Origin of the sequence: Tunturiibacter psychrotolerans (assembly GCF_051013365.1) — a bacterium.
Lineage (GTDB): Bacteria > Acidobacteriota > Terriglobia > Terriglobales > Acidobacteriaceae > Edaphobacter > Edaphobacter psychrotolerans_A.
The window spans coordinates 2,217,658-2,240,267 of the sequence record NZ_CP132941.1 but is presented as its reverse complement, the minus strand read 5'-3'; the positions used below and the strand labels follow the sequence as shown (position 1 = coordinate 2,240,267).

General features: G+C 56.6%; 16 protein-coding genes. 14 read left to right on the top strand and 2 right to left on the bottom strand.

All coding sequences use genetic code 11. The annotated features are described in order from the left end of the window. Positions 1-10: 10 nt before the first annotated feature. Together RBB76_RS09475 and RBB76_RS09470 are read right to left on the bottom strand one after the other, a co-directional pair. A complete protein-coding gene (locus RBB76_RS09475; RefSeq protein WP_429634661.1) occupies positions 11-1,201 on the bottom strand; it encodes a hypothetical protein in 1,191 nt (396 codons plus the stop codon). Positions 1,202-1,260: 59 nt separating this feature from the next. Next, on the bottom strand, positions 1,261-1,971 hold the full coding sequence (locus RBB76_RS09470; RefSeq protein WP_429634640.1) for a DNA-3-methyladenine glycosylase family protein: 711 nt from the start codon (positions 1,969-1,971) through the stop codon (positions 1,261-1,263). A gap of 419 nt (positions 1,972-2,390) precedes the next feature. On the opposite strand from RBB76_RS09470, the gene RBB76_RS09465 reads away from it, so the two are divergent. From RBB76_RS09465 to RBB76_RS09400, 14 genes are all read left to right on the top strand, one after another. Next, on the top strand, positions 2,391-3,260 hold the full coding sequence (locus RBB76_RS09465) for a cytochrome c3 family protein (protein ID WP_353064752.1): 870 nt from the start codon (positions 2,391-2,393) through the stop codon (positions 3,258-3,260). After that, on the top strand, positions 3,257-6,454 hold the full coding sequence (locus RBB76_RS09460; protein ID WP_429634641.1) for a TAT-variant-translocated molybdopterin oxidoreductase: 3,198 nt from the start codon (positions 3,257-3,259) through the stop codon (positions 6,452-6,454). Before RBB76_RS09465 ends, RBB76_RS09460 begins: the two co-directional genes overlap by 4 nt. After that, positions 6,455-7,897: an NrfD/PsrC family molybdoenzyme membrane anchor subunit gene (gene nrfD, locus RBB76_RS09455; RefSeq protein ID WP_429634642.1), complete on the top strand. Its 1,443-nt coding sequence runs from the start codon at positions 6,455-6,457 to the stop codon at positions 7,895-7,897. It abuts the gene before it with no gap. Next, positions 7,897-8,439, top strand: a complete 543-nt coding sequence (locus RBB76_RS09450) for a DUF3341 domain-containing protein (protein ID WP_429634643.1) — start codon at positions 7,897-7,899, stop codon at positions 8,437-8,439. Before nrfD ends, RBB76_RS09450 begins: the two co-directional genes overlap by 1 nt. A gap of 7 nt (positions 8,440-8,446) precedes the next feature. Further along, a complete protein-coding gene (locus RBB76_RS09445) occupies positions 8,447-9,226 on the top strand; it encodes a c-type cytochrome (RefSeq protein ID WP_429634644.1) in 780 nt (259 codons plus the stop codon). 33 nt (positions 9,227-9,259) lie between these two features. After that, positions 9,260-10,597: a hypothetical protein gene (locus RBB76_RS09440; RefSeq protein WP_429634645.1), complete on the top strand. Its 1,338-nt coding sequence runs from the start codon at positions 9,260-9,262 to the stop codon at positions 10,595-10,597. Then, positions 10,587-11,282, top strand: coding sequence for a hypothetical protein (locus tag RBB76_RS09435; protein WP_429634646.1), 696 nt, complete (start codon positions 10,587-10,589; stop codon positions 11,280-11,282). The genes RBB76_RS09440 and RBB76_RS09435 overlap by 11 nt, the downstream gene beginning before the upstream one ends. A 39-nt stretch (positions 11,283-11,321) precedes the next feature. Beyond that, a complete protein-coding gene (locus RBB76_RS09430) occupies positions 11,322-12,221 on the top strand; it encodes an SCO family protein (protein ID WP_429634647.1) in 900 nt (299 codons plus the stop codon). Positions 12,222-12,230: 9 nt separating this feature from the next. Then, a complete protein-coding gene (coxB, locus tag RBB76_RS09425) occupies positions 12,231-13,274 on the top strand; it encodes a cytochrome c oxidase subunit II (RefSeq protein WP_429634648.1) in 1,044 nt (347 codons plus the stop codon). Next, positions 13,271-14,944: a cytochrome c oxidase subunit I gene (locus RBB76_RS09420; protein WP_429634649.1), complete on the top strand. Its 1,674-nt coding sequence runs from the start codon at positions 13,271-13,273 to the stop codon at positions 14,942-14,944. Before coxB ends, RBB76_RS09420 begins: the two co-directional genes overlap by 4 nt. Next, positions 14,937-15,713 carry a cytochrome c oxidase subunit 3 gene (locus RBB76_RS09415; RefSeq protein ID WP_429634650.1) on the top strand — a complete coding sequence of 259 codons (777 nt, stop codon included), beginning with the start codon at positions 14,937-14,939 and terminating at the stop codon, positions 15,711-15,713. The genes RBB76_RS09420 and RBB76_RS09415 overlap by 8 nt, the downstream gene beginning before the upstream one ends. Before the next feature lie 39 nt (positions 15,714-15,752). After that, complete coding sequence (locus RBB76_RS09410) at positions 15,753-16,088, top strand: cytochrome C oxidase subunit IV family protein (RefSeq protein ID WP_429634651.1); 336 nt, start codon at positions 15,753-15,755, stop codon at positions 16,086-16,088. 172 nt (positions 16,089-16,260) lie between these two features. After that, complete coding sequence (locus RBB76_RS09405) at positions 16,261-17,616, top strand: deoxyribodipyrimidine photo-lyase (protein ID WP_429634652.1); 1,356 nt, start codon at positions 16,261-16,263, stop codon at positions 17,614-17,616. Between the two features lie 527 nt (positions 17,617-18,143). Next, positions 18,144-22,610 (top strand): choice-of-anchor D domain-containing protein, encoded by a 4,467-nt coding sequence (locus tag RBB76_RS09400; protein ID WP_429634653.1) that lies wholly within the window; start codon positions 18,144-18,146, stop codon positions 22,608-22,610.

Here is a 22,610-nt window from a genome sequence, read left to right as displayed (position 1 = left end):
CTCGAGATTTCTAGCGTTCATGTCTGTGAGATGCGAGGTTTCGATCTATGGCCCCGTCGCCTAGTTTCTCAGATTCGAGAGGAGATAGGGGAGGGGGGGCGAGATTCTCGTAACGCGAGAGTGCCCAGAGCGAGAAGGACAGAGTGGAGACGGAGAGGTAAAAGAAGGCGTATCGCAACTTGTCAGAGTAGAGGGCGAAGGTAAGAACAAAGGGCGCAAGAAGGATAAAGGTCGCCGCGCTGAAGAACAGGAAGAGGCGTGTGAGATTCATGGGAAGAAAAAAAGAGACGCAACTGACGAGAATCGCCAGCAGGGGAAGAGATATCTGAGGATGGATTGGGCGGGGGATGTAACGCAGCTTGAGCGCGTTTTGCTGAAGTTGTTCGAGGAGTTTTGGAAATGGATGAGGGGTAAAGACAGGCAGAGTGACAGCGCAGGCTGAGAGAAGAACGAGGAGGAAGAGCAGAGCGGTGCGGGCGCGGGAGGTGCGTTGGGAGGTAAGAGCGAGCAGGGGAATCAGGACCAGGGCGTAGATGATGCGGGAGGAGAGAGTGACGCCAAGGAAGAGTGCGGCTGGGATGGAGGTGTAGATCGAGGTCCTAAGGGATGCGCAAAAGAGAGTGATGGCGATGGTGACGTAGAAGAAGTTGGTGAGGTAGTCTCCGCCTGAGGTGAAGTCGCTGAGATGGCCGGGCGCGAGGAGTAGAAAGAAAGTCAGGAATAGGAGAGCGGTTGCGCGATAGCGGAAGAAGTGGAGGGTGAAGGCGAAGAATAGAGCGAGCCAGAGGAAGTTCTGCCAGGCGATGTGTCCGATAGCGAAGAAGGGGGCGGCAAGCAACATCGCTCCGGGTAGAGGGGTGGGTGGATTTCCGAGGAAGGTGCGGGTGGCGTAGGGGTACTGGTGGTGATGGACCGCGTTGAGCTCTATGCGAAGAGCGTCTTCGCGGTCGGAGCCGCGGTTGAGGGTGTGCTGGAGTGAGATGGGATAGAGCACCGCGAAGGCCGCTGTGAGAAGGAGAAAGAGAAGGAGAAACCAGCCGAGGCCAATCTGAAGTTGCCGCCGGTTGGCGTGGTCCAGCCAGAGCATCGCGAGGACGATGGCGGCACAACCGAGTGTGATTGCGGCGGCGGCTCTGGTGGGAGAGAGATATTTCAAGAGCGGGGCGGCGGAGGTGAGTATCCATGCCGCGCAGAGACTCACGATCAAAAGGGATCGATGTAGCGACTGGTTTTGAGGCTTGCTGCTGTCGTTCGATGCGATCACTGTGGGGTGTCCGTCTTTTTCACCGCGAGATCGCAGGCTCGCCAGAGGTACCAGCTTGCTACCGAACACCAGGGCTGCCATTTCTTTGCGCGGCGGTGCATGACGTCGGGCTTGGGGAGATCCATGGGGGTGACTTTGTCGGTAGGTTTGAGCTTGCCGAAGGTGAGGGCGAAGCCTTTGCGGACGCCGTAGTCGTCGACGGGGAGGACGTTGGGACGGCCGAGGCGGAAGATGAGGAGCATTTCGACGGTCCAGCGGCCTATGCCACGAACTGCGGTGAGATGCTCGATGATGGCTTCGTCGGGCATACGACGGATGCGAGCGAGGGTGGGGACGGTTCCGTCGAGGGTTTTGGCGGCGAGGTCGCGGAGGGCGAGGGACTTGTTGTGGGAGAGGCCGGCTGCGCGAAGTTGCTCGTTGGGGCAGTCGAGGAGATGTTGTGCGGCGAAGTGCTCGTTGCCGGTGACGGGGTAGAAGCTTTCGAGCAGGCGGCGGTGGATGGTTGCGGCGGCTTTGCCATGTAGCTGCTGATAGATGATGCTCTCGACTAGAGCTTCGAAGGGTGATTGAGTACTGGAGACGCTGAGTTTGAAGGGGCCGGCGCGCTCGATGAGCTTTCCTAGTTTTGGGTCGGAGGTAGAGAGATCGAGCAGGGCTTGTGCGGTGTCGTAGCGCGGAGGACGAGGCGTGTGGAACGGACGCGGCATGACACTGACGGTATCGCAGGATAGGCGATAAAGTCTTGTGCGCGATTAGCGAATTCGGACTAACTTGGTTTGCATTTACAAGTCCGATACGTTTCGGGCAGGGTAGATGTTGTATTGGTTTTCAGCCGATGAACAAGCGTGTACGAGATGTTGTGTCGCGGACGCGGAGTTGAGTTCGATAATCGGATGTTGCAGCAAGAAAAACTAGTTGCGCGTGTCATGCAAGAGTTGAGGTGGAGTTTTCCACTGCTATACTCTGAGTTTCGAGACAGAAATTTTTTCGGGGCACCTCCGATTGCGGACGCTCCGGCCGCCGGAGTATGGATCGCCCGGTAAGTTTGATAGCAGCAGTACCTAACCCTTGACAGCAACTTCTCAACCCTTAGCTCAGGTAATGCAGAGGAAGCAGGAAAGTACTCATGGCGCAAGTTTTTGACCGCAGTTCGAACGCGTTGGCTCGATTCAGCCTGGTATTGACGGGCGTGATCGTCATTGCGCTCGGCGTAACCCTGGACCAGCTACAGCGATCACCGTGGGTGACGCGGCAGGGCCAGCGGCCAGATCAGCCGATACCGTTCAGCCACAAGCACCACGTCGAGGGACTTGGCCTGCAGTGCCAGTACTGCCATACGCAGGTGGAGAAGGCCGCGTATGCCGGTATCCCTCCGACCAAGACGTGTATTAACTGTCATGCGCAAATCTGGACCAACGCGGAGCTGCTTGAGCCGGTGCGACAGAGCTGGGCGACGGGCGCGTCGATTCAGTGGATCCGCGTGCATGACCTGCCGGACTACGTTTATTTCAACCATGAGATCCACGTGAACAAAGGCATCGGTTGCGCGAGCTGTCATGGACGCGTGGACCAGATGCCGCTGATGTATCAGCAAAACACGCTGCAGATGGAGTGGTGCTTGAACTGCCATCGCAATCCTGCGGTAAACCTGCGGCCGACGAGCGAGATCTACAACATGGCTTGGGCGGGACCTTCGAACGACAAGCCGGTGTGGTGTACGAGCACGGGTGTCGGAGCGGCTGGATCTGGTCCGACGGCGCAGAATGTGAGCTGCACGACGACCAATCCTTCTGGCAAGGGGCCTGAGGTGGCGATGCTGCAGATGAACACCGAGTTGAATGGGCCGACGTCGAGCGATGTGCCACCGATGGGGATCACGATGCCGGCGAGCTATCAGAAGTTTACGAACCAGATGGATCTGGGCAGATACCTCACGACTCAGTACCACATCCGCAATCCAGAGCAGCTGTCGAGTTGCGAGACGTGCCACCGATGATGAAGACGACTGGGAATGGAACTGAAGACACGATGGCTGAGATGAAAGCACCGGCAGGACAACCCGTAGTGGTCACGCAGATTGCTTCGGCGAAGATGACGCTGGCTGAGGTTCATGCCAAGCTGGACGGCAAGACGGGGCGACGCTTCTGGAAGAATCTGGATGAGCTGGCGGAGACGCCTGCGTTCCATGAGTTGATGAAGGAAGAGTTTCCGCGACAGGCCGGCGCAGGCGAGTGGGTTGATGCGGTGAGCCGGCGTGGATTTCTGAAGGTGATGGGCGCGTCTCTCGCGCTGGCCGGGCTGGCCGGTTGTACCAAGCAGCCGGATGAGCCGATCTTTCCTTACATCAAACAGCCAGAGGATCTGATTCTCGGCAAGGCGATGTACTTTGCGACGGCTTACCCGTTCCCGACGGGTGCGATTCCAGTGCTGATCAAGTCGGATTCGTTCCGGCCAATTAAGGTTGATGGCAATCCCGAGCACCCGATGTCGAAGGGCAAGTCGGACGCGTTTACGCAGGCGACGCTCCTTGATCTGTACGATCCCGATCGGTCGCAGCATGTTCTGCATCGCGGGCAGGTTTCATCGTGGGGTGAGTTTCAGCAGGCGTTTTCGACAGCTGCGAAGAAGACCTCTGGCGGGCAGGGTATCTATTTCCTGAGCGAGACGATTACCTCGCCAACATTGGCGGCGCAGTGGAAGCAGGTGCAGGCGGCCTATCCGCAGGCGAAGCTGGTGCAGTGGGAGCCGGTGAACCAGGACTCGTCGCGGGCGGCTTCGAAGGCGGCGTTCGGCAGCTATACGGATTCGCAGTACAAGCTAGAAGAGGCGGATGTCATTCTTTCGCTCGACGCGGATTTCCTGGGAGGGATTGCGCATCCGGGGTTCCTGCCTCTGGCGGCTGGATATGCGGAACGGCATCGGTACGAAGAAGGCAAGCCGATGAACCGGCTGTATGTCGTCGAGACGATGCCGACAGTGACCGGATTCAAGGCAGAGCATAGGCTGGCGTTGAAGCCGAGCGAGATTGCGACGTTTGCAACGGCGCTGGCGACTGGCGCCGCTCCGCAGGGAGCTACGGCTGAGCAGCAGAAGTTTTTTGCGGCGTTGAGCGCCGACCTGAAGAACAGCGGCGGCAAGTGCGTTGTGATTCCTGGCGAGCAGGCTTCGCCGGCGGTCCATGCAGCGGCTTATGCGCTGAACGCTTCGTTGGGCGCGGTTGGCAAAACAGTCATCTATACCGAGACTGTGAATCCGATGCCGACCGAACAGGTGGCCGAGTTGAAGTCGCTGGTTGCCGATATGAAGGCCGGCAAGGTGCAGTGGCTGGTGATGCTTGGCGTCAATCCGATCTACTCGGCTCCCTGGGATCTTGGTTTCCGTGATGCCTTTACGAATGTCCCAGTGACGGTGCAGCTTGCGTCGCAGGTGGATGAGACGGGCGCGATCTCGAACTGGCATATCAACAAAGCGCACTACCTCGAGAGCTGGTCGGATGCGCGGGCGTATGACGGAACGATCACGATCATTCAGCCGATGATCGATCCGATGTATGGCGGCAAGTCGGCGCATGATGTGCTGCAGTCGCTGCTTGCCGATCCACAGCAGTCGGCTTACGACGTTGTGGTGGCGAATGCGAAGACTTACATCAAGGGTGACTTCGCTACCGCGTGGCGCAAGGCATTGCACGATGGCTGGGTAGAAGGAACTGCGTTTACGGCGAAGGCTGGTGGTGCGGGCAAGAGTGCTCTAGCCTCCTTCCCTGCAGCTACTGCTCCGAGCGGCCTCGAAATTTCGTTCCGGCCCGATCCTTCGATCTATGACGGTCGCTTCGCGAACGTTGGATGGTTGCAGGAGTTGCCCAAGCAGGTGACGAACCTGAGCTGGGATAACGCGGCGATCATGAGCATCAACACCCTGGCCGATCTGAAGCTCGACGAGTCGGACCCAGTGAAGATCTCGTTAAATGGCCGCGAGGTGATTGCCCCGGCGCTGATGATTCCGGGCCATCCGGACGGCGTGATTACGGTTCATCTTGGCTTTGGCCGTGGCGTTGAGGCTGGTCGGGTTGCCCAAGGCGTCGGCTTCGATGCTTACCAGATTCGTATCGCGGATGGATTGCTCTCGACTTCGGGTGCAACGGCGAAGAAGGTTCCTGGAACCTACGATCTTTGCATTACGAAGGTTCATAACATCGAACATCGCGGCAGCTTCGCGCAGCACGATCTGGAGAAGCCGCTCTCAGATAAAGAGGGTGTCTACTCTCTCGCAGGCCATGAGGCGGAGGAGCGATCGATCATCCGGTACGCGACACTGGATGAGGTCAAGAAGAATCCGAACTTTGCTCATGAGGGTGGAGCGAGCGGCACACTGATCGATAAGGTAGGGTATTCGCCGCAGGGTGAGAAGGTGCCGCACGATAACTCGTTCTTCCCGGACAACTGGAACTACGAGAAGCAGGATCCGTCGACGCTGAAGATTCAGAATGCGTGGGGGATGGCGATCGACCTGAACAGCTGCATCGGTTGTAATGCCTGCATCGTGAGCTGCTATGCAGAGAACAACATTCCGGTGATTGGCCGCGAGCAGGTGAAGGTTGGGCGCATCATGCAGTGGCTACGGATCGACACTTACTTTGAAGGCGATCTGCATGCTCCTAAGGCGCACTTTCAGCCGATGGCTTGCCAGCACTGCGAGAACGCAGGTTGCGAGCAGGTTTGCCCGGTGGGCGCAACGGTGCATACGCCAGAGGGACTCAACACAATGGTCTACAACCGTTGCGTGGGCACCCGGTACTGCTCAAATAACTGCCCGTATAAGGTTCGCCGGTTCAACTTCCTGCTGTATTCGGACTACGACACGGAGAGCTTGAAGTTCATGCGCAATCCTGACGTCTCGGTTCGTTCGCGCGGAGTGATGGAGAAGTGCAGCTACTGCGTTCAGCGCATTGAACAGGCGAAGATCACGGCGGACAAGGAAAATCGCGAGATTCGTGATGGCGAGATCGTGACGGCATGCCAGCAGGCCTGCCCGACCAGCGCCATCACGTTCGGCAATATCAACGACAAGGCGAGCAAGGTGGCAAAGCTCAAGGCTGAGGAGCGCGATTATCAGGTACTCGCTGACCTCAACTTCCGTCCGCGCACAACCTACACGGCCGGAGTCATCAACCCGAATCCGGAGCTGGCATAAATGGCGACCAAAGGACCCATGCAAGACCCGATCGTCGATCCCATGATCGACCCGCGTACTGGCGAGTATGCGGTCATCGCGCCGGGCCATAACTTCAAGTCGGTCACGCAGAAGATCGCCGGAATCGTGCTGACGTCAAACACCCCGCTGGGGTGGTTCTTCGGCCTGATTGTGGGCGCAGGCGTTGCGCTGGGCCTTGTGATCGGATGCACTTGGCTGTTTCTGAAGGGTGTCGGAATCTGGGGCGTTACGATTCCTGGCGCCTGGGGATTCGCCATCATCAACTTTGTGTGGTGGATCGGTATTGGCCACGCGGGTACGCTGATCTCTGCGATTCTGCTGTTGTTCAAGCAGACCTGGCGAAATTCGATCAATCGATTCGCCGAAGCAATGACGATCTTTGCCGTGGTCTGCGCCGGAACCTTCCCGTTGATTCACGTTGGCCGTCCGTGGTTGGCCTACTGGCTCTTCCCTTACCCGAACACGATGAATGTCTGGCCGCAGTTCCGCAGCCCGTTGGCGTGGGACGTGTTCGCGGTTTCGACCTACGCGTCGATTTCGGTCATCTTCTGGTATATCGGTATGATTCCCGACTTCGGGACTCTGCGTGACCGCGCGACGATGCCGGCGGCGAAGTATTTCTACGGAATGCTGTCGCTGGGCTGGCGTGGTTCGACCCGGCACTGGATCCGATATGAGTCGGCTTCCCTGCTGCTGGCGGGCCTTTCGACGCCATTGGTGCTCTCGGTGCACACGGTCATTAGCTTCGACTTCGCGGTGGCAGCGCTGGCGGGTTGGCATACGACGATCTTTCCGCCTTACTTCGTTGCGGGCGCTGTGTACTCAGGTTTTGCGATGGTGCTGACGCTGGCGATTCCGATCCGCAAGTTCTACCACATGGAAGATCTGGTGACGCTGCGACACCTGGACAACATGGCGAAGGTCATGCTGGCGACGGGTTCGATTGTGGCGTATGGATACGGAATGGAAGTCTTTATGAGCTGGTACTCGGCCAGCCATTGGGAGTTCTTCATGATGTGGAATCGTATGTTCGGGCCGATGGGCTGGGCGTACTGGATCCTTATCCTGACCAACATCGCAATCCCGCTGACCACGCTCTGGTCACGCAAGCTTCGTGTGAACGTGACGTTCCTGTTTATCTTGTCGCTGATCGTCAACACCGGAATGTGGTTCGAGCGCTTCGTCATCGTTGTGACGAGTCTCTACCGCGAGTACCTGCCTTCGAGTTGGGGCACGTACCGCGCGACCAAGTGGGACTACATGATCTACGTGGGAACGATGGGTCTGTTTACCTTCCTGTTCTTCCTGTTTGTCCGGTTCTTGCCGATGATTCCGATGTCTGAGATTCGAATGATGCTGCCGCAGACCAAGGTGACGCGCGGCGGAGCCGATGCTGAAACAGTCAGTAAGGAGACAGTCTAATGCCGCCCCGCGAAGGAACTTACGGATTGCTGGCCGAGTTCAATACGCCCAGCGAATTAGTGCATGCCACGGAGCAGGCGCGCCATGCGGGCTATCGCCGGATGGAGTGCTACACACCCTATCCAGTGGAAGAGGCAGCCGAGGCGCTGCACTTTCACAAGACGCGTGTGCCGATGGTGTGCCTGATTGGCGGCTTGATGGGCGTGACGACAGCGTTTCTGATGGAGACCTGGATCAATGTCTGGGCCTATCCGCTGAATATTGCTGGCCGGCCATTGTTTTCGTGGCCTGCGTTTATTATTCCGGCGTACGAGTGGACGATTCTGTTCGCCGGGTTTTCGGCGGCGCTCGGGATGATCGCGCTGAACGGTCTCCCGCAGCTCTATCATCCGGTCTTCAACGCGCCGAACTTTAGAAATGGCGCGACGACCGACAAGTTTTTCCTATGCATTGAGGCGGTCGATCCTAAGTTCTCACTCGCGGAGACGCGGACGTTCCTCGAGCAGTTCCCTGCGGTTTCCGTGGTGGAGGTGGATCATTAATACGCAAGTGAGATTGACATCCCGGCGCTTTGCCTTTGCTGCTGCGGCTTTGTCGTTGCTGGCTACGGTGGGTTGCCGCCAGGATATGCATAATCAGCCGAAGTTCTTTCCCCAGCGCGGCACGGACTTTTACGCGGATGGCCGCTCGGTGCGCCCGCAGGTTGAGAACACGGTTGCACGGAGCCAGCTGCGTGAGGACTCCTATTTCTATACGGGCTTGGTCAACGGGAAAGAGGGTGATGGTATGCCCTTCCCGGCGACGATGCAGGTGTTGGAGCGTGGACAGGAGCGTTACAACGTTTACTGCACGCCATGCCACTCGCGTGTCGGCAACGGGATTGGGATGATCGTGCAGCGCGGGTACTCGAAGGCTGGCAGTTTCCATTCGGCACGGCTCGAGAGCGCGCCGCTGGGACACTTCTTTCATGTGATCTCGAACGGCTATGGCTCAATGCCGGACTATTCGTCGCAGATCGCGCCGGCGGACCGCTGGGCGATTGTGGCGTACATCAAGGCTTTGCAGTTGAGCCAGAAGGCGACGCAGGCGGATGTTCCCTCGGGGTCCCATGTTGAGCCACTGGCGAGCATCGCAGAGCGGGAGGGTCTACCAACCACCTTTGCGAACGAGTGGGTGTTGCCGCCGACAGCAGTGACTGGAACACCTGACAATGGATTGTATGTGCTTCCGGTTCCTGGAGCTGCTGGAACGACCGCTGTCGCACCGTCTCATAACAACGCAGTTGCTCCGGCCGCTGGATCTGCTGGACAAACCGAACCGAAGCAGTAACCTCGGAAGCTTCCGAACGAAGGCTTGAAACGCATGTCATCTGGACACGAACATAACGGAGAAGCGGGCGGCCACCACGGCCACTATGGGCCGCGCGTGTTGCCTGCATCGCTAGCTGCACCGGAGATCCTCTCCGCATGGCGGGTGCGTGCGCTGATCGTCTTTGTGGTCGCCACGATCCTGTCGGCTTTCTTCGCCTTCAGCCATGAGGGAAAGAATCACATCCTTCGTGCTTACCTGTTGGGCTACATGATCTGCTTCAGCTTTGCCGGCGGTGGACTGGCGATGCTGATGTTGCAGTATGTCAGCGGTGGTAAGTGGGGGTTGATCCTGCGACGGCCGCTCGAAGCGATGACGCGCACTATCTGGCTGGTGGGGCTGATGTTCGTGCCAATCATCTTCCTATGGAAGCACCTGTATCAGTGGGCTGCGTTTCCGACTGCCGGCGCGGTGGCTCAGGCGTTGTCGAATCACGCTGTATCGCTTGAACAAGCGATGACACTGAACGCCAAGCGGGCGATGTTGAATCCCGGGGCTGCGATCTTCCAGACTGTCGTGATCTTTGCGATCCTCGGTCTGTTTACATTCCTTCTCAATAAATGGTCGCTTCAACGCGATGCCGATCCGGAGCGCGGCACGGAACCAAGTTTCGATCGCTGGCGGGTGAAGTTTGAGAATTTGAGCGGCATTGGAATTCTCATCTACGTCATCCTCCTCACGGATGGAGCGATCGTTTGGATCAAGTCGTTAGATATCACCTGGTATTCGTCGATTTGGGGGCTGCAGTTCCTGGTTGGGCAAGGTTACGCTGTCCTCGCGCTCGGCATTCTGACCATAATTCTGCTATCGCGGTTTGAGCCGATAAAGACGATGTTGAGAGTGACCGAACAACATGATCTTGGCAAGCTTGCTTTTGCCTTTACCATGCTCAATATCTATCTTTGCTTCGCCGAGTTCCTGATTATCTGGTCAGGCAACGTGCCGGATGAGATTCCCTGGTATCTGAACCGCATTCATGGTGGATGGTGGTATGTCTGCTCTTTGGATTTCATCTGCCACTGGCTGATTCCCTTCTGTCTGCTGCTGTCCCGCGATTTGAAGCGGAACAAACAGAAGATGATCTGGCTGACATGCTTCATGATCTTCGCGCGCTGCGTCGATATGTTCTGGCTGATTGAGCCGAACTTCGCTGATGCTGCAGGGAATCTGCACATCACTGGCAACATTGGAATTCTTGCCTACATCACTGTTCCCGTAGCTGTGATCTCTTTGTGGGCCGCTTACTACATGACGCAACTGCAAGCACGTCCTTTGATCAACGTGAATGATCCTCACGTTGAAGAGATGCTGGAGCCAGAACATGCCCACTAACGATCACGAGATGCATCAAACGCCAGGACCACACGACACGCATTTACGCGACGACGAGTCGCCGGGTTACGAAACGACGGACGTCAACGCTGGCGGCGTAGCCGTATTTTTGGCCGGCCTGTTCGGGTTTGTGCTGGTCTTCTTTGTCTTCTGCTTTGTGATGGGTAAGGTCATCAATTCTGCGATTGAGAAGTCGGATGGGCCGACAACAAAGTGGAACAAGCTGTCTGCGTTTGCCGGGGCGGAGACGACCAATGGCAAGCGGCAGGATCTTGCCAGCAACCCTGAGATGCAACAGAAAGAGTTTCAGCAGATGACGTCGACCTTCCCGGAACCTCGCCTTGATATTGATGATGGCAATCAGGCGACGGCGGACATGCATGCAAGGGAAGATCTCCTGCTGGACTACTACAGTGTCACTCCGGCGGAGACCGGTGGGGCGATTCGGATTCCAATTTCACGTGCGATGGAGTTGATCTCGCAGCGCGGTTTGCCGGTCAATAGTCAGGCTGCCGCGACTACTGTCGAGATGGCAGGGGATGAAAAACCGGTTGTCCAGGCGCCTTTGACCTCGGGGTTTGCCCGGACCGGCTACGAACTTGAGGTCATCGAAGCGCGAGAGCAAAAGATGTCGTACGGCAAAGCTGAGGCTGCGACGCAGGCGGAGCTAGTTCCAGCGAAATAATAGATTAGCCGAAGCGATTTAGCATAGAGAAGAGACGATATGTGGGCAGCGCGAACAACTCGGAATGGATGGCAGGCGGCGATTCTTTGCGGAGCCCTGCTGTGCGCTCCTGTGTTCGCGCAGGTCTCAAGCTATGGCGATAAGCAGAGCGGCGAAAATGCAGGCGACCAGTTGCCGCAGGTGCTCCAAAAGGTAGGGGTCTCGCAGCATTTGAATCAGCAACTTCCATTGGATGCGTCTTTTGTGGACGACACGGGGAAGACGGTCAGGCTAGGGGATTATTTTGGGAAGCACCCCGCGATTCTTTCGCTGGTCTACTACAACTGTCCGATGCTGTGTTCGGAGGAGTTGGACGGCCTGACGGGTGCGCTGGAGATGGTGAAGCTGACGCCGGGCAAGGATTTCGATGTAGTCATTATCAGCATCGATCCAAGCGAGACTCCGGAGACTGCGGCAGCGAAAAAAGCTTTTTATTTGAAACGTTACGGGCGTCCAGAGACCGCTGCCGGGTGGCATTTCCTTACGGGACAGCGACCGGCCATCGATGCAGTAACGAATGCGGTCGGTTTTGGGTATGTCAAGGTTCCGGGGCCGGATGGAAAGCTGACGCAGTTTGCGCACGCGAGCTCAATCGAGATTGTTACGACCGACGGAAAGTTGGCACAGTACTACTTAGGAGTTGAGTATTCGCCGAAGGACATGCTGCTGGGGCTGATCGACGCTTCGGGCAATAAGATTGGGTCCCCGGTCGCGAATATTTTGACTTATTGCTATCACTACGATCCCCAGACGAACAAACACTCCCTGATCATTGCGCGCGTTGTGCAGTTCGGCGGAATGGTCACGGTGGCAGGTTTAGGTGGCTTCATGTTTTTGATGTTCCGTAGAGATGTCAACCCAGCGCGCGAACACGACCTGACGAAGAAAGAGAACGGATAAAGGGTAACGATGCATATCAGTCCAGTCCTGTGGCAATTTTTGGTGAAGTGGCTTAACGCTTCGGCGCTTTTCCCGCGCGAGGCGTCGACCATTGCGCCCTACGCTGACGCGCTCTACTTCTTCCTGCTGTTGATCACGGTAATCGGCCTTGCGCTGGTGGGCGCACTTATCTTCGGTTTCTCGATCCGCTACCGCAAGGAGAAACACCCGGTCGCAGTTCAGGTGGAGGGCTCGACCCTGCTTGAGGCGACTTGGACTATCATTCCGCTCGCGCTGTTTCTGATTGTGTTCGTCTGGGGTGCGCTGCTGTACTTCAGGATCTACAATCCTCCGACGAACGCGATGAACATCTACGTGGTCGGCAAGCAGTGGATGTGGAAGGCGGAGCATCCGGGCGGGCAGCATGAGATCAACGCGTTACACGTCCCGACAGGCATTCCTGTTCAGTTGACGATGATCTCGCAGGATGTGTTTCACAGTTTTTCTATTCCCGATTTCCGTGTGAAGCGCGAGGTGATTCCCGGACGGTACTCGACGGTCTGGTTTCAGGCGACGACTCCGGGGACCTACCATATCTTTTGCACACAGTACTGCGGAACTAATCACTCGGCGATGATTGGCGAAGTCACGGTGCTTAGTCCGGATGACTATGCCAAGTGGACGCAGGAGTCTACCAGCGGCATGTCGCTGGCGCAGAACGGCGAGCGGCTCTTTGCCAGCATGGGTTGCAACGCTTGCCACTCGGGAAGCGCGGCTGCACGTGGACCGAACCTTGCGGGGGTTTACGGATCAAAGCTGCAGCTGACCAATGGCTCGCAGGTCCTGGTCAACGACGCGTACCTGCGTGACGCGATTTTGAATCCCTCGCAGCATATTACGGCTGGATATGCGCCGATCATGCCGACCTACCAGGGGCAGATTAGTGAAGATGGCCTGATCGACCTGGTGGAGTACATCAAAGCTATGCAGAACAACTATCGTGTGCAGCAGACGCTGACCACGTCAACGTCGAACCAAGCGGCGCCGACAACGCCAGGGGTGGTGAAGCCATGAGTGCAACAAGTCACACAATTGTCAATTTGCCTGATCAGAGAACGGCTACGATTCCGAAGCGCAATTATCTGAACAATGAGGACGGGCTGCTCAGCTGGCTGTTCACCGGCGACCATAAACGCATTGCGATCCTGTATCTCATCTCGATCACCTTCTTCTTTTTCATCGGCGGTGCATTTGCGGGTTTGATACGGCTGGAGCTGCTGACACCTCAGCCTGATCTGGTGGCTTCAGACACTTACAATAAATTTTTCTCGATGCACGGCATCATCATGATTTTCCTCTTTCTGGTGCCGTCGGTGCCGGCAACGCTGGGGAATTTTCTGATCCCGATCATGATTGGCGCGAAGGACCTTGCGTTCCCGAAGGTGAATCTGCTGAGCTGGTACCTGTACTGGATCGGTGGATTGTTCACGCTGGCGGCGCTGGTTCTTGGCGGCGTGGATACCGGGTGGACGTTTACGACGCCTCTTTCGACCCACTACCTAAACACTCACGTGGTGACTGCTGCGACGGGAGTTTTCATTATCGGATTCTCGTCGATCTTCACGGGGTTGAACTTTATTGTTACGCTCCATCGGATGCGGGCGCCAGGAATGACATGGTTCCGGTTGCCGCTTTTTTGCTGGTCGAACTACGCTGCGTCGATTCTTATGGTGCTCGGTACACCGGTGCTCGCGATTACGCTGGTACTGGTTGCGCTCGAAAGACTGGTTGGAATTGGGGTCTTCGATCCGACTAAAGGTGGCGATCCGCTGCTGTTCCAGCACCTTTTCTGGTTCTACTCGCATCCTGCTGTGTACATCATGATTCTTCCAGGTATGGGAGTGATCTCTGAAGTCATCAGTACGTTTAGCCGTAAGCGGGTCTTCGGTTATACGGCGGTCGCGTTCTCGTCCGTGGCGATCGCGCTATTTGGTTTCTTCGTGTGGGCTCACCACATGTTCATCATGGGCGTGTCCAACTATTCGGCCCTGGTGTTTTCGCTGCTGACGATGCTGGTTGCGGTGCCTTCTGCGATCAAGATCTTCAATTGGGCGTTCACGCTGCAGAAGGGTTCGATCACGTTCGAAACGCCGATGCTCTACGCTTTCGGATTTCTGGGACTATTCACGATTGGCGGCATGACGGGAGTTTTCCTGGGCGCGCTGGGCATGGACATTCACCTGACGGAGACCTATTTCATCGTTGCTCACTTTCACTTCGTGATGGTGGGGGGAATGCTGATGGCATTCCTTGCAGGCGTTCACTTCTGGTGGCCGAAGATGACAGGCCGCATGTATCCCGAGTCACTTTCGAAGCTTGCGGCGGTCACGACCTTTATCGGATTCAACTTGACCTTCCTTCCGCAGTTCATCCTTGGCTACCTGGGGATGCCGCGACGCTACCATGCTTATCCGCCTGAGTTCCAGGTGTTGAATGTACTTTCAACCGCGGGAGCGACGGTGCTTGGCGTTGGTTATATGCTTCCGTTGCTTTATCTGGGTTGGTCGCTGAAGTACGGCGCGATCGCCGGTAACAATCCATGGCAGGCTACCGGTCTTGAGTGGCAAATTCAGTCGCCGCCGCTAACCGAAAACTTTATCGAGACGCCGATCGTTGATCATGAAGCGTATGACTACGAGTGGCTCGAACACAAGACTGCACAAGAGGTGACGACCGTTGGATAATGCGATCGTAGCTACGCGTCCCCATACGCATGAGACCGCAGTTGCGGCAGAACATGAACACGTTGTTCTTCCGCAGCACCGTCATCATTTTGAGACGAAAGAACAGCAGCGCGAGGCCGCCACATTTGGTATGTGGTTGTTCCTCCTCACTGAAATTATGTTCTTTGGCGGGCTCTTCTTTGCGTACCTTTTGTATCGCAATTGGTACCACGATGCGTTCGTCGTCTCTTCCAATCAGCTGAGTATTCCTTTGGGTGCGGCTAACACGGCGATCCTGATTACCTCTGGCTTTTTCATGGCACTGGGGGTTTGGGCGGCCGAGGTTCAGAAGAAAAGTCTTCTGGTTCTTTTTCTTGTTCTCACCACCGTTTTTGGAGTCGCCTTTTTAGGAATCAAAGGCGTTGAATATCACGAGAAGTGGGAGAAGCACCACATCCCTGGTTCCCACTTCGACGTCTCGGAGTTCATTAATCCTCCCGTCAATCCCAAGACTGGCAAGTTGACAGAGAAGCCGCTGGCGCCTGACATGGCGCAGAAGACTCAGGTGTTTTTCTTCCTTTATTTTGCGATGACCGGGATGCACGCCTTCCACATGATTCTCGGGATTGGGCTGTTGTTCTGGCTTACCTGGCGGGCTAATCGAGGGGAGTTCTCTGCGGGATACGTTGCGCCGATTGAGAACTTCGGATTGTATTGGCACTTTGTGGATATCGTCTGGCTTTTCCTGTTTCCTTTGCTTTACCTCATCAACCGACACCCCGGCTACTAGCCGCGACTGCAGTTGCAGTTTGGCTGGAAGGAGAAGACCATGTCAGAGTTTCACGATCCGTCGAATGTCATCAATCCGGAGCACGCTGATCATCAGATCATCACGCCGGCCACCTATGGGATGGTCTTTTTGACCCTGCTGATCTTTACCGGGATCACTGTGGGAGCAGCTTATGTCGACCTCGGGATCTTCAATCCAGTCGTCGCGCTGGCTATTGCGAGCTTCAAGGCAGTCGTCGTGATCCTGTTCTTCATGCATGTCAAGTATCAGTCCAATCTGATCAAGTTGACGGTGGCGGCTGGGTTTTTCACTTTTATCGTTCTGATCACGATGACCATGAGCGACTATATTAGCCGCGCATGGGGCCTTTGGTAGTGCTCCAGTCTAGTTTCACAGGGATGCGGCCTGCGGGTCGCATTTTTGTTGCTGTCAAACCTGCGCTGGGAGCGGCTCGTACACTTTTCATATGGCGATCGCGCAATCTGCATCCCCGAAAGAGCTCATTGAGTGGTCGAACGATCCCCGCGTAACAGTCCGGCGGGCGGGAGTGCCGGATCCAGATGGCAAGTGCGTCGTGTACTGGATGCAGCGGGCGCAGCGCGGCATCGATAATCATGCGGTTGATCTTGCGGTACAGGTGGCCAATCTACTGGGTCTGCCGCTGGTGGTCTACTTCGCAGGAATCTCCAACTTTCCTCATGCGAATCTTCGACACTATGTGTTCCTCAATCAAGGGCTAGCTGATATCGAGGCAGATCTTGCCGCTCGTAATATTACTTTCGTGATGCGGCGTGCGCCCCATGAATCGCATGAACAACTGTTGGCGGACGTGCGTGCGGCGTTTTTGATCGGGGATGAGAATCCGATGCGCGTGCCCGAGCAGTGGCGTAAACATCTTGCCTCCAAGATCAAGATCCCATTTTGGACTGTCGATACGGATGTAGTCGTCCCTTCGAAGCTGATGGAAAAGGCCCAGTACGGTGCTTACACGATTCGGCCTCGACTATATCGCCTGCTGCCGGAATACCTGCGTCCCTACGAGAATCTGCACGCTGACCATTCATGGAAGCGACCGAAAGGATTCCATGCTGAAGATGTTCATCAGGATATGACTCGCGACTGGAAGGACCTCGACCGCAGCGTGCTGCCAGTTGAGGCCTGGAAAGGAGGGACCCGTGTTGCGCTTCAAAGACTAAAGTACTTTTCGGGGAAACTTCTGGAAGAATATGATGCACAGCGAAATCATCCGGAGATCGATGGGACCTCCTGCATGTCGCCTTACCTCCACTACGGACACATCGGTCCGATCACGATTGCGCTCGCGGTTGACGCGGCGGTGAAGAGGCAACCGACGCTGAAGTCTGCGCGTGACAGCTACTTCAATGAGCTGATTGCTTGGAGGGAACTAGCTGTTAATTTCGTCCGATACACACCGAACTATGACTCGCCTGATTGTGCCGAGCATTGGGCGAAGAAGACTATCGCCGACCACGCGCGTGATGAGCGGGAACATTTGTATACGCTTCGCCCGCTGGAAAGCGCGGACACTCATGACGATCTATGGAACGCCGCACAGATTCAGATGGTGCGATTCGGGTGGATGCACAACTATTTAAGGATGTACTGGGCGAAGAAGATTCTCGAGTGGACCCCTGACGTCGCAACGGCGATGAAGTACTCGATCCATCTCAACGATAAATATTTCCTGGACGGTCGCGACCCAAATGGTTACGCGGGTATTGCATGGGCAATCCTGGGAAAGTTCGACCGCGCCTGGGGGGAACGGCCTGTCTTCGGCAAGATTCGCTACATGTCGGGAGCGTCCACCGGCAAAAAGTTCGATTCGAGAGAATACATTCGGCAGATGGGCATTCTGCCCCAGCAAGGCTCGCTGGCGCTTTAGGCGTTTCGCTGAGCCTCGGCTATAGGGCGGTCAGCATACTCAGTTGCGTCTGCTACCCGAGATTCTTCTTATGACGAATGGACAAGCCTACAACCATGGTGAGATTGTGGCATGGTTGCAGGAGGGTTAGATTCGAGGAACCCTCGACGATCGGCAGATTGCCGCGCACATAGGTCGATGGGGTAAGCTTTGAAGAGAGTGGCCTTAGAGCCTCGTACAATTTGGAACGGCGAACATGATGAGAGATTTCTCATCCCGTTCCGGCACTGTTTGTCTTAACTTCTCCCGCTCCAGCGTTGACTCCTCCGACGTCAGCTTGCAGCATCAGTGTTAGCTGTCTTTTCCTTTGCTGATCGCAAGTTATGGGCCTGGTCGTATTCTCACAACACGAGCGTCTCGCAGATATGCTCCGCCACGGCGTGCGGGGCGCGTTTTTTGCCCTGTTGTTTTCTCTCGAACTTGCCGCACCTGTCCTTGCCTCTGGTCAATTGCCCTCGGCCTCGGCAACTTTACAGCAAGAGGGCACCGTGCCCTCAGCCAATTCCGTCTCGCCGCACCAGATTCGTTCCCGGCGTTTCCTGGGTGGCCGAACTCTAGCGGGAGCAGTATCGGCTGCACGAGCCATGGATAACGCTCGTCAGGAGCATGCGGCGATGCTGGTGCAGCAGGCGGCTTCGCCTCAACTGTCGAGCTTGAGTGCGCCGTGGCAGGCAGTGGGGCCAAGTCAGGTTGCGAGCATCGCCTATGGCAACGTGACCGGACGAGTCACGGCGATTGCGATCGATCCAGCTGATCCCACCGGCAATACCGTCTATTTGGGAACGACTGGTGGCGGCGTTTGGAAGTCGACCAATGCGGCAGGCCCATCGGCCAGTGTCACCTTCGTCCCTCTGACCGACACACTGCCTGTCTTCAGCGCGAATGCGGGAACCGCGGCCATACCATCACTCAGCATAGGCGCGATCAGCGTTCAATCCGGAGTAATCCTGGCCGGGACAGGAGATCCTAACGACGCCTCCGATTCTTTTTACGGCAGCGGCCTGTTGCGATCTGCTGACAACGGGGTGACGTGGACGCTTATCCAGAATTCGCAGGACGGTTTGTCAGGAAAGCATCTTTTCAGTGGGCTCGGCTTTGCAGGATTTGCATGGAGTACGGTGACGCCGGGCACCGTCGTCGCTGCCGTGTCGCAGGCGGCGGAGGGGGTTCTGGTCAACGCGCCGGACGCGACCAACAGCGTGATGGGGCTCTACTACTCGACGGATGCCGGCGTGACCTGGCAGATGTCTACTCTTATGGATGGAACCCAAACTGTGCAGACCCCCAAGCCCAGTGGCGGAGACCTTGGGGGCAGAGCGGCAACATCCGTAGTTTGGAATCCTGTTCGTCAACGTTTCTACAGTGCAATCCGCTATCACGGCTACTACGAGTCAGCGGACGGTGTGACCTGGACGCGTCTGGCGAATCAGCCGGGACTGGGCCTCACTGCGTCGGCATGCCCGCCGGATCCAGGTGCTATCGGCAGTACGACCTGTCCTATCTTTAGGGGGGCACTGGCGGTGCAACCAGAGACAGGCGACACGTTTGCGCTAACGGTAGATCAAAACAATCGCGATCAAGGATTGTGGCAGGATGTGTGTGGCCTGTCTGGCGCTAATTGCAACAGCAGTACGATCACCTTCGGCCAACAGTTGCCATCGTCCGCGCTGGAGGTCGGCAATGGCAGTACCCTCGTACCGCAGGCAGACTATAATTTTGCGCTCGCCGCTGAGCCATCGGGACCAAACGGCTCGAGCCAAGACACAATTTTGTATATCGGGACAACGGATCTTTACCGCTGTTCTCTTGCTGCTGGGTGCGTGCTGCGGAACACCACGAACGCGATCAACGGATGTGCGGCTCCTGCGCAGGTCGCGCCAGCTCAGCATGCGATTGCTGCTTTGGCAACCGCGTCGCAACCACTTGTGTACCTGGGCAACGATGGTGGCGTTTGGCGATCAACTGACGGCGTCGACGAACTAGGAACTCCATGCTCCACCGATGACGCGACTCACTTTCAAAATCTCAATGGCGGGCTCGGCTCGCTGGCAGAGGTCATCAGCTTTGCGCAGCATCCTACCGATGCCGGCACGCTGCTTGTTGGCCTGGGCGCGAATGGCACTGCAGCTACGTCTTCTGCAACTGTCAACGCCGGCTCGTGGCCGCAGCTTTCCACCGGGGAAGGCGGCACGGTCGGGATCGACCAGACAGATCCATCGCTCTGGTATGTCTCGACTGGTGCTGGTGTGAATATTCGACAGTGCTCGAGTGGTGCTGGTTGTACTGCCGCTGACTTCATGGGGACGCCCACGATCGGTCCTGCGCAGGTAGATAATGATGACTCCGTGATCGATCCTCCCTGGTTGCTCGACCCCGCGCTTCCTTCAAACATTCTTATCGGGACGTGCCGGGTATGGCGTGGCCCGGCGGGCGATGGGTCAACATGGTCTTCGTCGAATGCGATCAGCAATCTTCTGTCGGGCCCTCAAGGGGCATCGTGCGCGGTTACTAACCCGGTGCTAAGATCCCTGGCTGCAGGGGGAGTTCTCACCAATGTCTCGGGGGCGCAGGACGCGGGTTCGCCAGTGATTTACGCAGGAATGGCAGGGGTACTGGATGGCGGCGGAGTCGTTGGCGGTCATGTTTACTCCATCGCGACCGCGGGGACTGCGAACAATACGACGGCCTGGACGGATCTTGCCACTTCTCCAGTTACAAATGGTCAAGGGATCGGGTTTAACTCCGCGGGCTTTGATCTCTCCTCGCTTGCGGCAGATCCTCACGATGCTACTGGGGAGACCATTTATGCGACAGTAATGGGTTTCGGCGCAAATGGGATTGATCTACCGCATCTGTATCGCTCTACGGATGCCGGAGCGCATTGGAGCAACATCAGCAGCAACTTGCCGGATGCGCCGGCCAACAGCGTCATCGTTGATCCGAATGATGCCAATACGCTCTATGTAGCGATGGATACGGGAGTGTACGTTACGACAGAGGTCACGACCTGTGCCACTGCGAATTGCTGGAGCGTCTACGGCATCAACTTGCCGAATGCTCCTGTCGTCGAACTTGCGGCTGCACCAGCCATGGCTACCGGGGATGGCCGCACTGGTGAATTGCGCGCCGCAACTTATGGCCGTGGAATATGGCAAATCCCCTTGGTCACGGCAGCTATCGCAGCACAACCTTCGATTAGCCTCAATCCTGCGTCGCTTACTTACAGCGGGCAGTCGATCGGTACCGCGAGCCCTATACAAACTATTACGGTTACAAATACGGGTCTTGCCCCACTAACAATCAGTTTGGTGGCAGTCACAGGCGATTTCAATGAAACTGATAACTGTGCGGCTGCAACGATTGCCATCAACCAAACTTGCACGATTCAGGTGAGATTTCTGCCGACTGCGACCGGTAGTCGCAGCGGCATTCTCACGGCCTACGGCAACGTTGCCGGCGGTCAGGCAACGGCGGCACTTTCAGGTACCGGGTCGGCTGCGGCGGCTATCGTTCTCGATCCGGTGGTGCTCACGTTCCCTTCGACACCTCTCAATGCGACTAGTGCAGTTCAAAACATTACGATCTCCAATACAAGCAATGCCTCTGTGGGGTTGCAGTCGCCGACCATATCCGGCGGAGACTTCAGAATTACGGTCAACACCTGTGGCCCGAGCCTCGGGCCTGGGGTCGGATGCACAGTTGGTATTGCTTTTACGCCCACCTCCTCTGGAACCCGCAGCGGAACCTTCAGCATGGTCGATGACGCGGGCACGCAGACTGCCTCTCTGAGTGGAGTGGGGACATCACCAGCAACGGACGCGCTTTCTCCATTGACGCTGACGTTTGGAACGCAGCAGGTTGACACTGCAAGCCAAGCGCAGCAGATCACTCTGTCCAATACCGGCGATCTGCCGCTGACACTGATTGCGGCGCAGATCACAAGCGGCGATTTTACCGTCGTCAATTCCTGTGGCAACTCGCTGAACCCGCACTCTACGTGCTCGATGAACGTGGCGTTTGCGCCTAAGGATGTTGGTCCGCTGAGTGGCGTGCTTTCGGTGTCGGATCAATATCGAACTCAGACTGTCGAGCTGAACGGTATCGGTATTGCTCCGCCCGGTGTGTCACTTGCCCCGTTCTCGACGGTCGTGTTTCCTCCAACTGGCGTCGGCATTCAGTCTCAATCGAAGACCGTGACACTGACTAATAACGTTAGTGTTCCACTCTCGATACAAGACATTTCGATTAAGGGCGACTTCGTGATTCTGCCGAATAGTAGTACCTGCGGTGCAACTGTCGCGGCTTACACCGCGTGCGTTTTGCAGGTAGCGTTTGCGCCCACGGTTGGTGGGCCTGCTTCGGGATCTCTGACGGTGACAGATAGCGCCGGCAATTCGCCACAAACGCTTTCACTGACTGGCCCCGGTGTAGACTTCACACTGACTACGAATGGAATTACCAGCGTTACTATTACGAGTGGTCAGAACGCAGTGTTTCCCCTCCTGCTTAGTTCGAACTCAAACGTCTCCGGTGTGGTCACGTTCGCTTGCACCGGAATGCCGGTTAACTCAACCTGCAATATAACGCCGTCGAGCATCCCACTCGGAAGCATTACTACTGTCTCCGTGACGGTGTTGACCGGTGTCGCGGCAACTTCGTCGTCCAATCATCCTTTGACGAGTCGGAAGGGCGTCTTCTGGTTCGCGACCTTGTCTCCGTTAGGTTTGCTGGTGTTGCGTCGTGTACGCCGCTCCGGCGTGGCGAGTCTTGCTCTGTTATGTTTGCTGCTGGCAGCTAACGGCTGTGGCGCGGGACGCGAGATTCCTCTGTCGAGTGGATCGAATCCCGGTACGCCCTCAGGCCCTGTGACAACGGCTGGGACTTATACAGTGGTCGCAGCCGCTACGAGTGCCGGCTTGACTCGAAGTGTCAATCTCACGTTGATCGTTCAATAG

What these genes read in the sequence shown, in the direction of transcription:
- RBB76_RS09470 (WP_429634640.1), bottom strand. Translation starts at nt 1,971, where the DNA reads ATGCCGCGTCCGTTCCACACGCCTCGTCCTCCGCGCTACGACACCGCA.
- RBB76_RS09465 (WP_353064752.1), top strand. Translation starts at nt 2,391, where the DNA reads ATGGCGCAAGTTTTTGACCGCAGTTCGAACGCGTTGGCTCGATTCAGC.
- RBB76_RS09460 (WP_429634641.1), top strand. Translation starts at nt 3,257, where the DNA reads ATGATGAAGACGACTGGGAATGGAACTGAAGACACGATGGCTGAGATG.
- nrfD (WP_429634642.1), top strand. Translation starts at nt 6,455, where the DNA reads ATGGCGACCAAAGGACCCATGCAAGACCCGATCGTCGATCCCATGATC.
- RBB76_RS09450 (WP_429634643.1), top strand. Translation starts at nt 7,897, where the DNA reads ATGCCGCCCCGCGAAGGAACTTACGGATTGCTGGCCGAGTTCAATACG.
- RBB76_RS09440 (WP_429634645.1), top strand. Translation starts at nt 9,260, where the DNA reads ATGTCATCTGGACACGAACATAACGGAGAAGCGGGCGGCCACCACGGC.
- RBB76_RS09435 (WP_429634646.1), top strand. Translation starts at nt 10,587, where the DNA reads ATGCCCACTAACGATCACGAGATGCATCAAACGCCAGGACCACACGAC.
- RBB76_RS09430 (WP_429634647.1), top strand. Translation starts at nt 11,322, where the DNA reads ATGTGGGCAGCGCGAACAACTCGGAATGGATGGCAGGCGGCGATTCTT.
- coxB (WP_429634648.1), top strand. Translation starts at nt 12,231, where the DNA reads ATGCATATCAGTCCAGTCCTGTGGCAATTTTTGGTGAAGTGGCTTAAC.
- RBB76_RS09420 (WP_429634649.1), top strand. Translation starts at nt 13,271, where the DNA reads ATGAGTGCAACAAGTCACACAATTGTCAATTTGCCTGATCAGAGAACG.
- RBB76_RS09410 (WP_429634651.1), top strand. Translation starts at nt 15,753, where the DNA reads ATGTCAGAGTTTCACGATCCGTCGAATGTCATCAATCCGGAGCACGCT.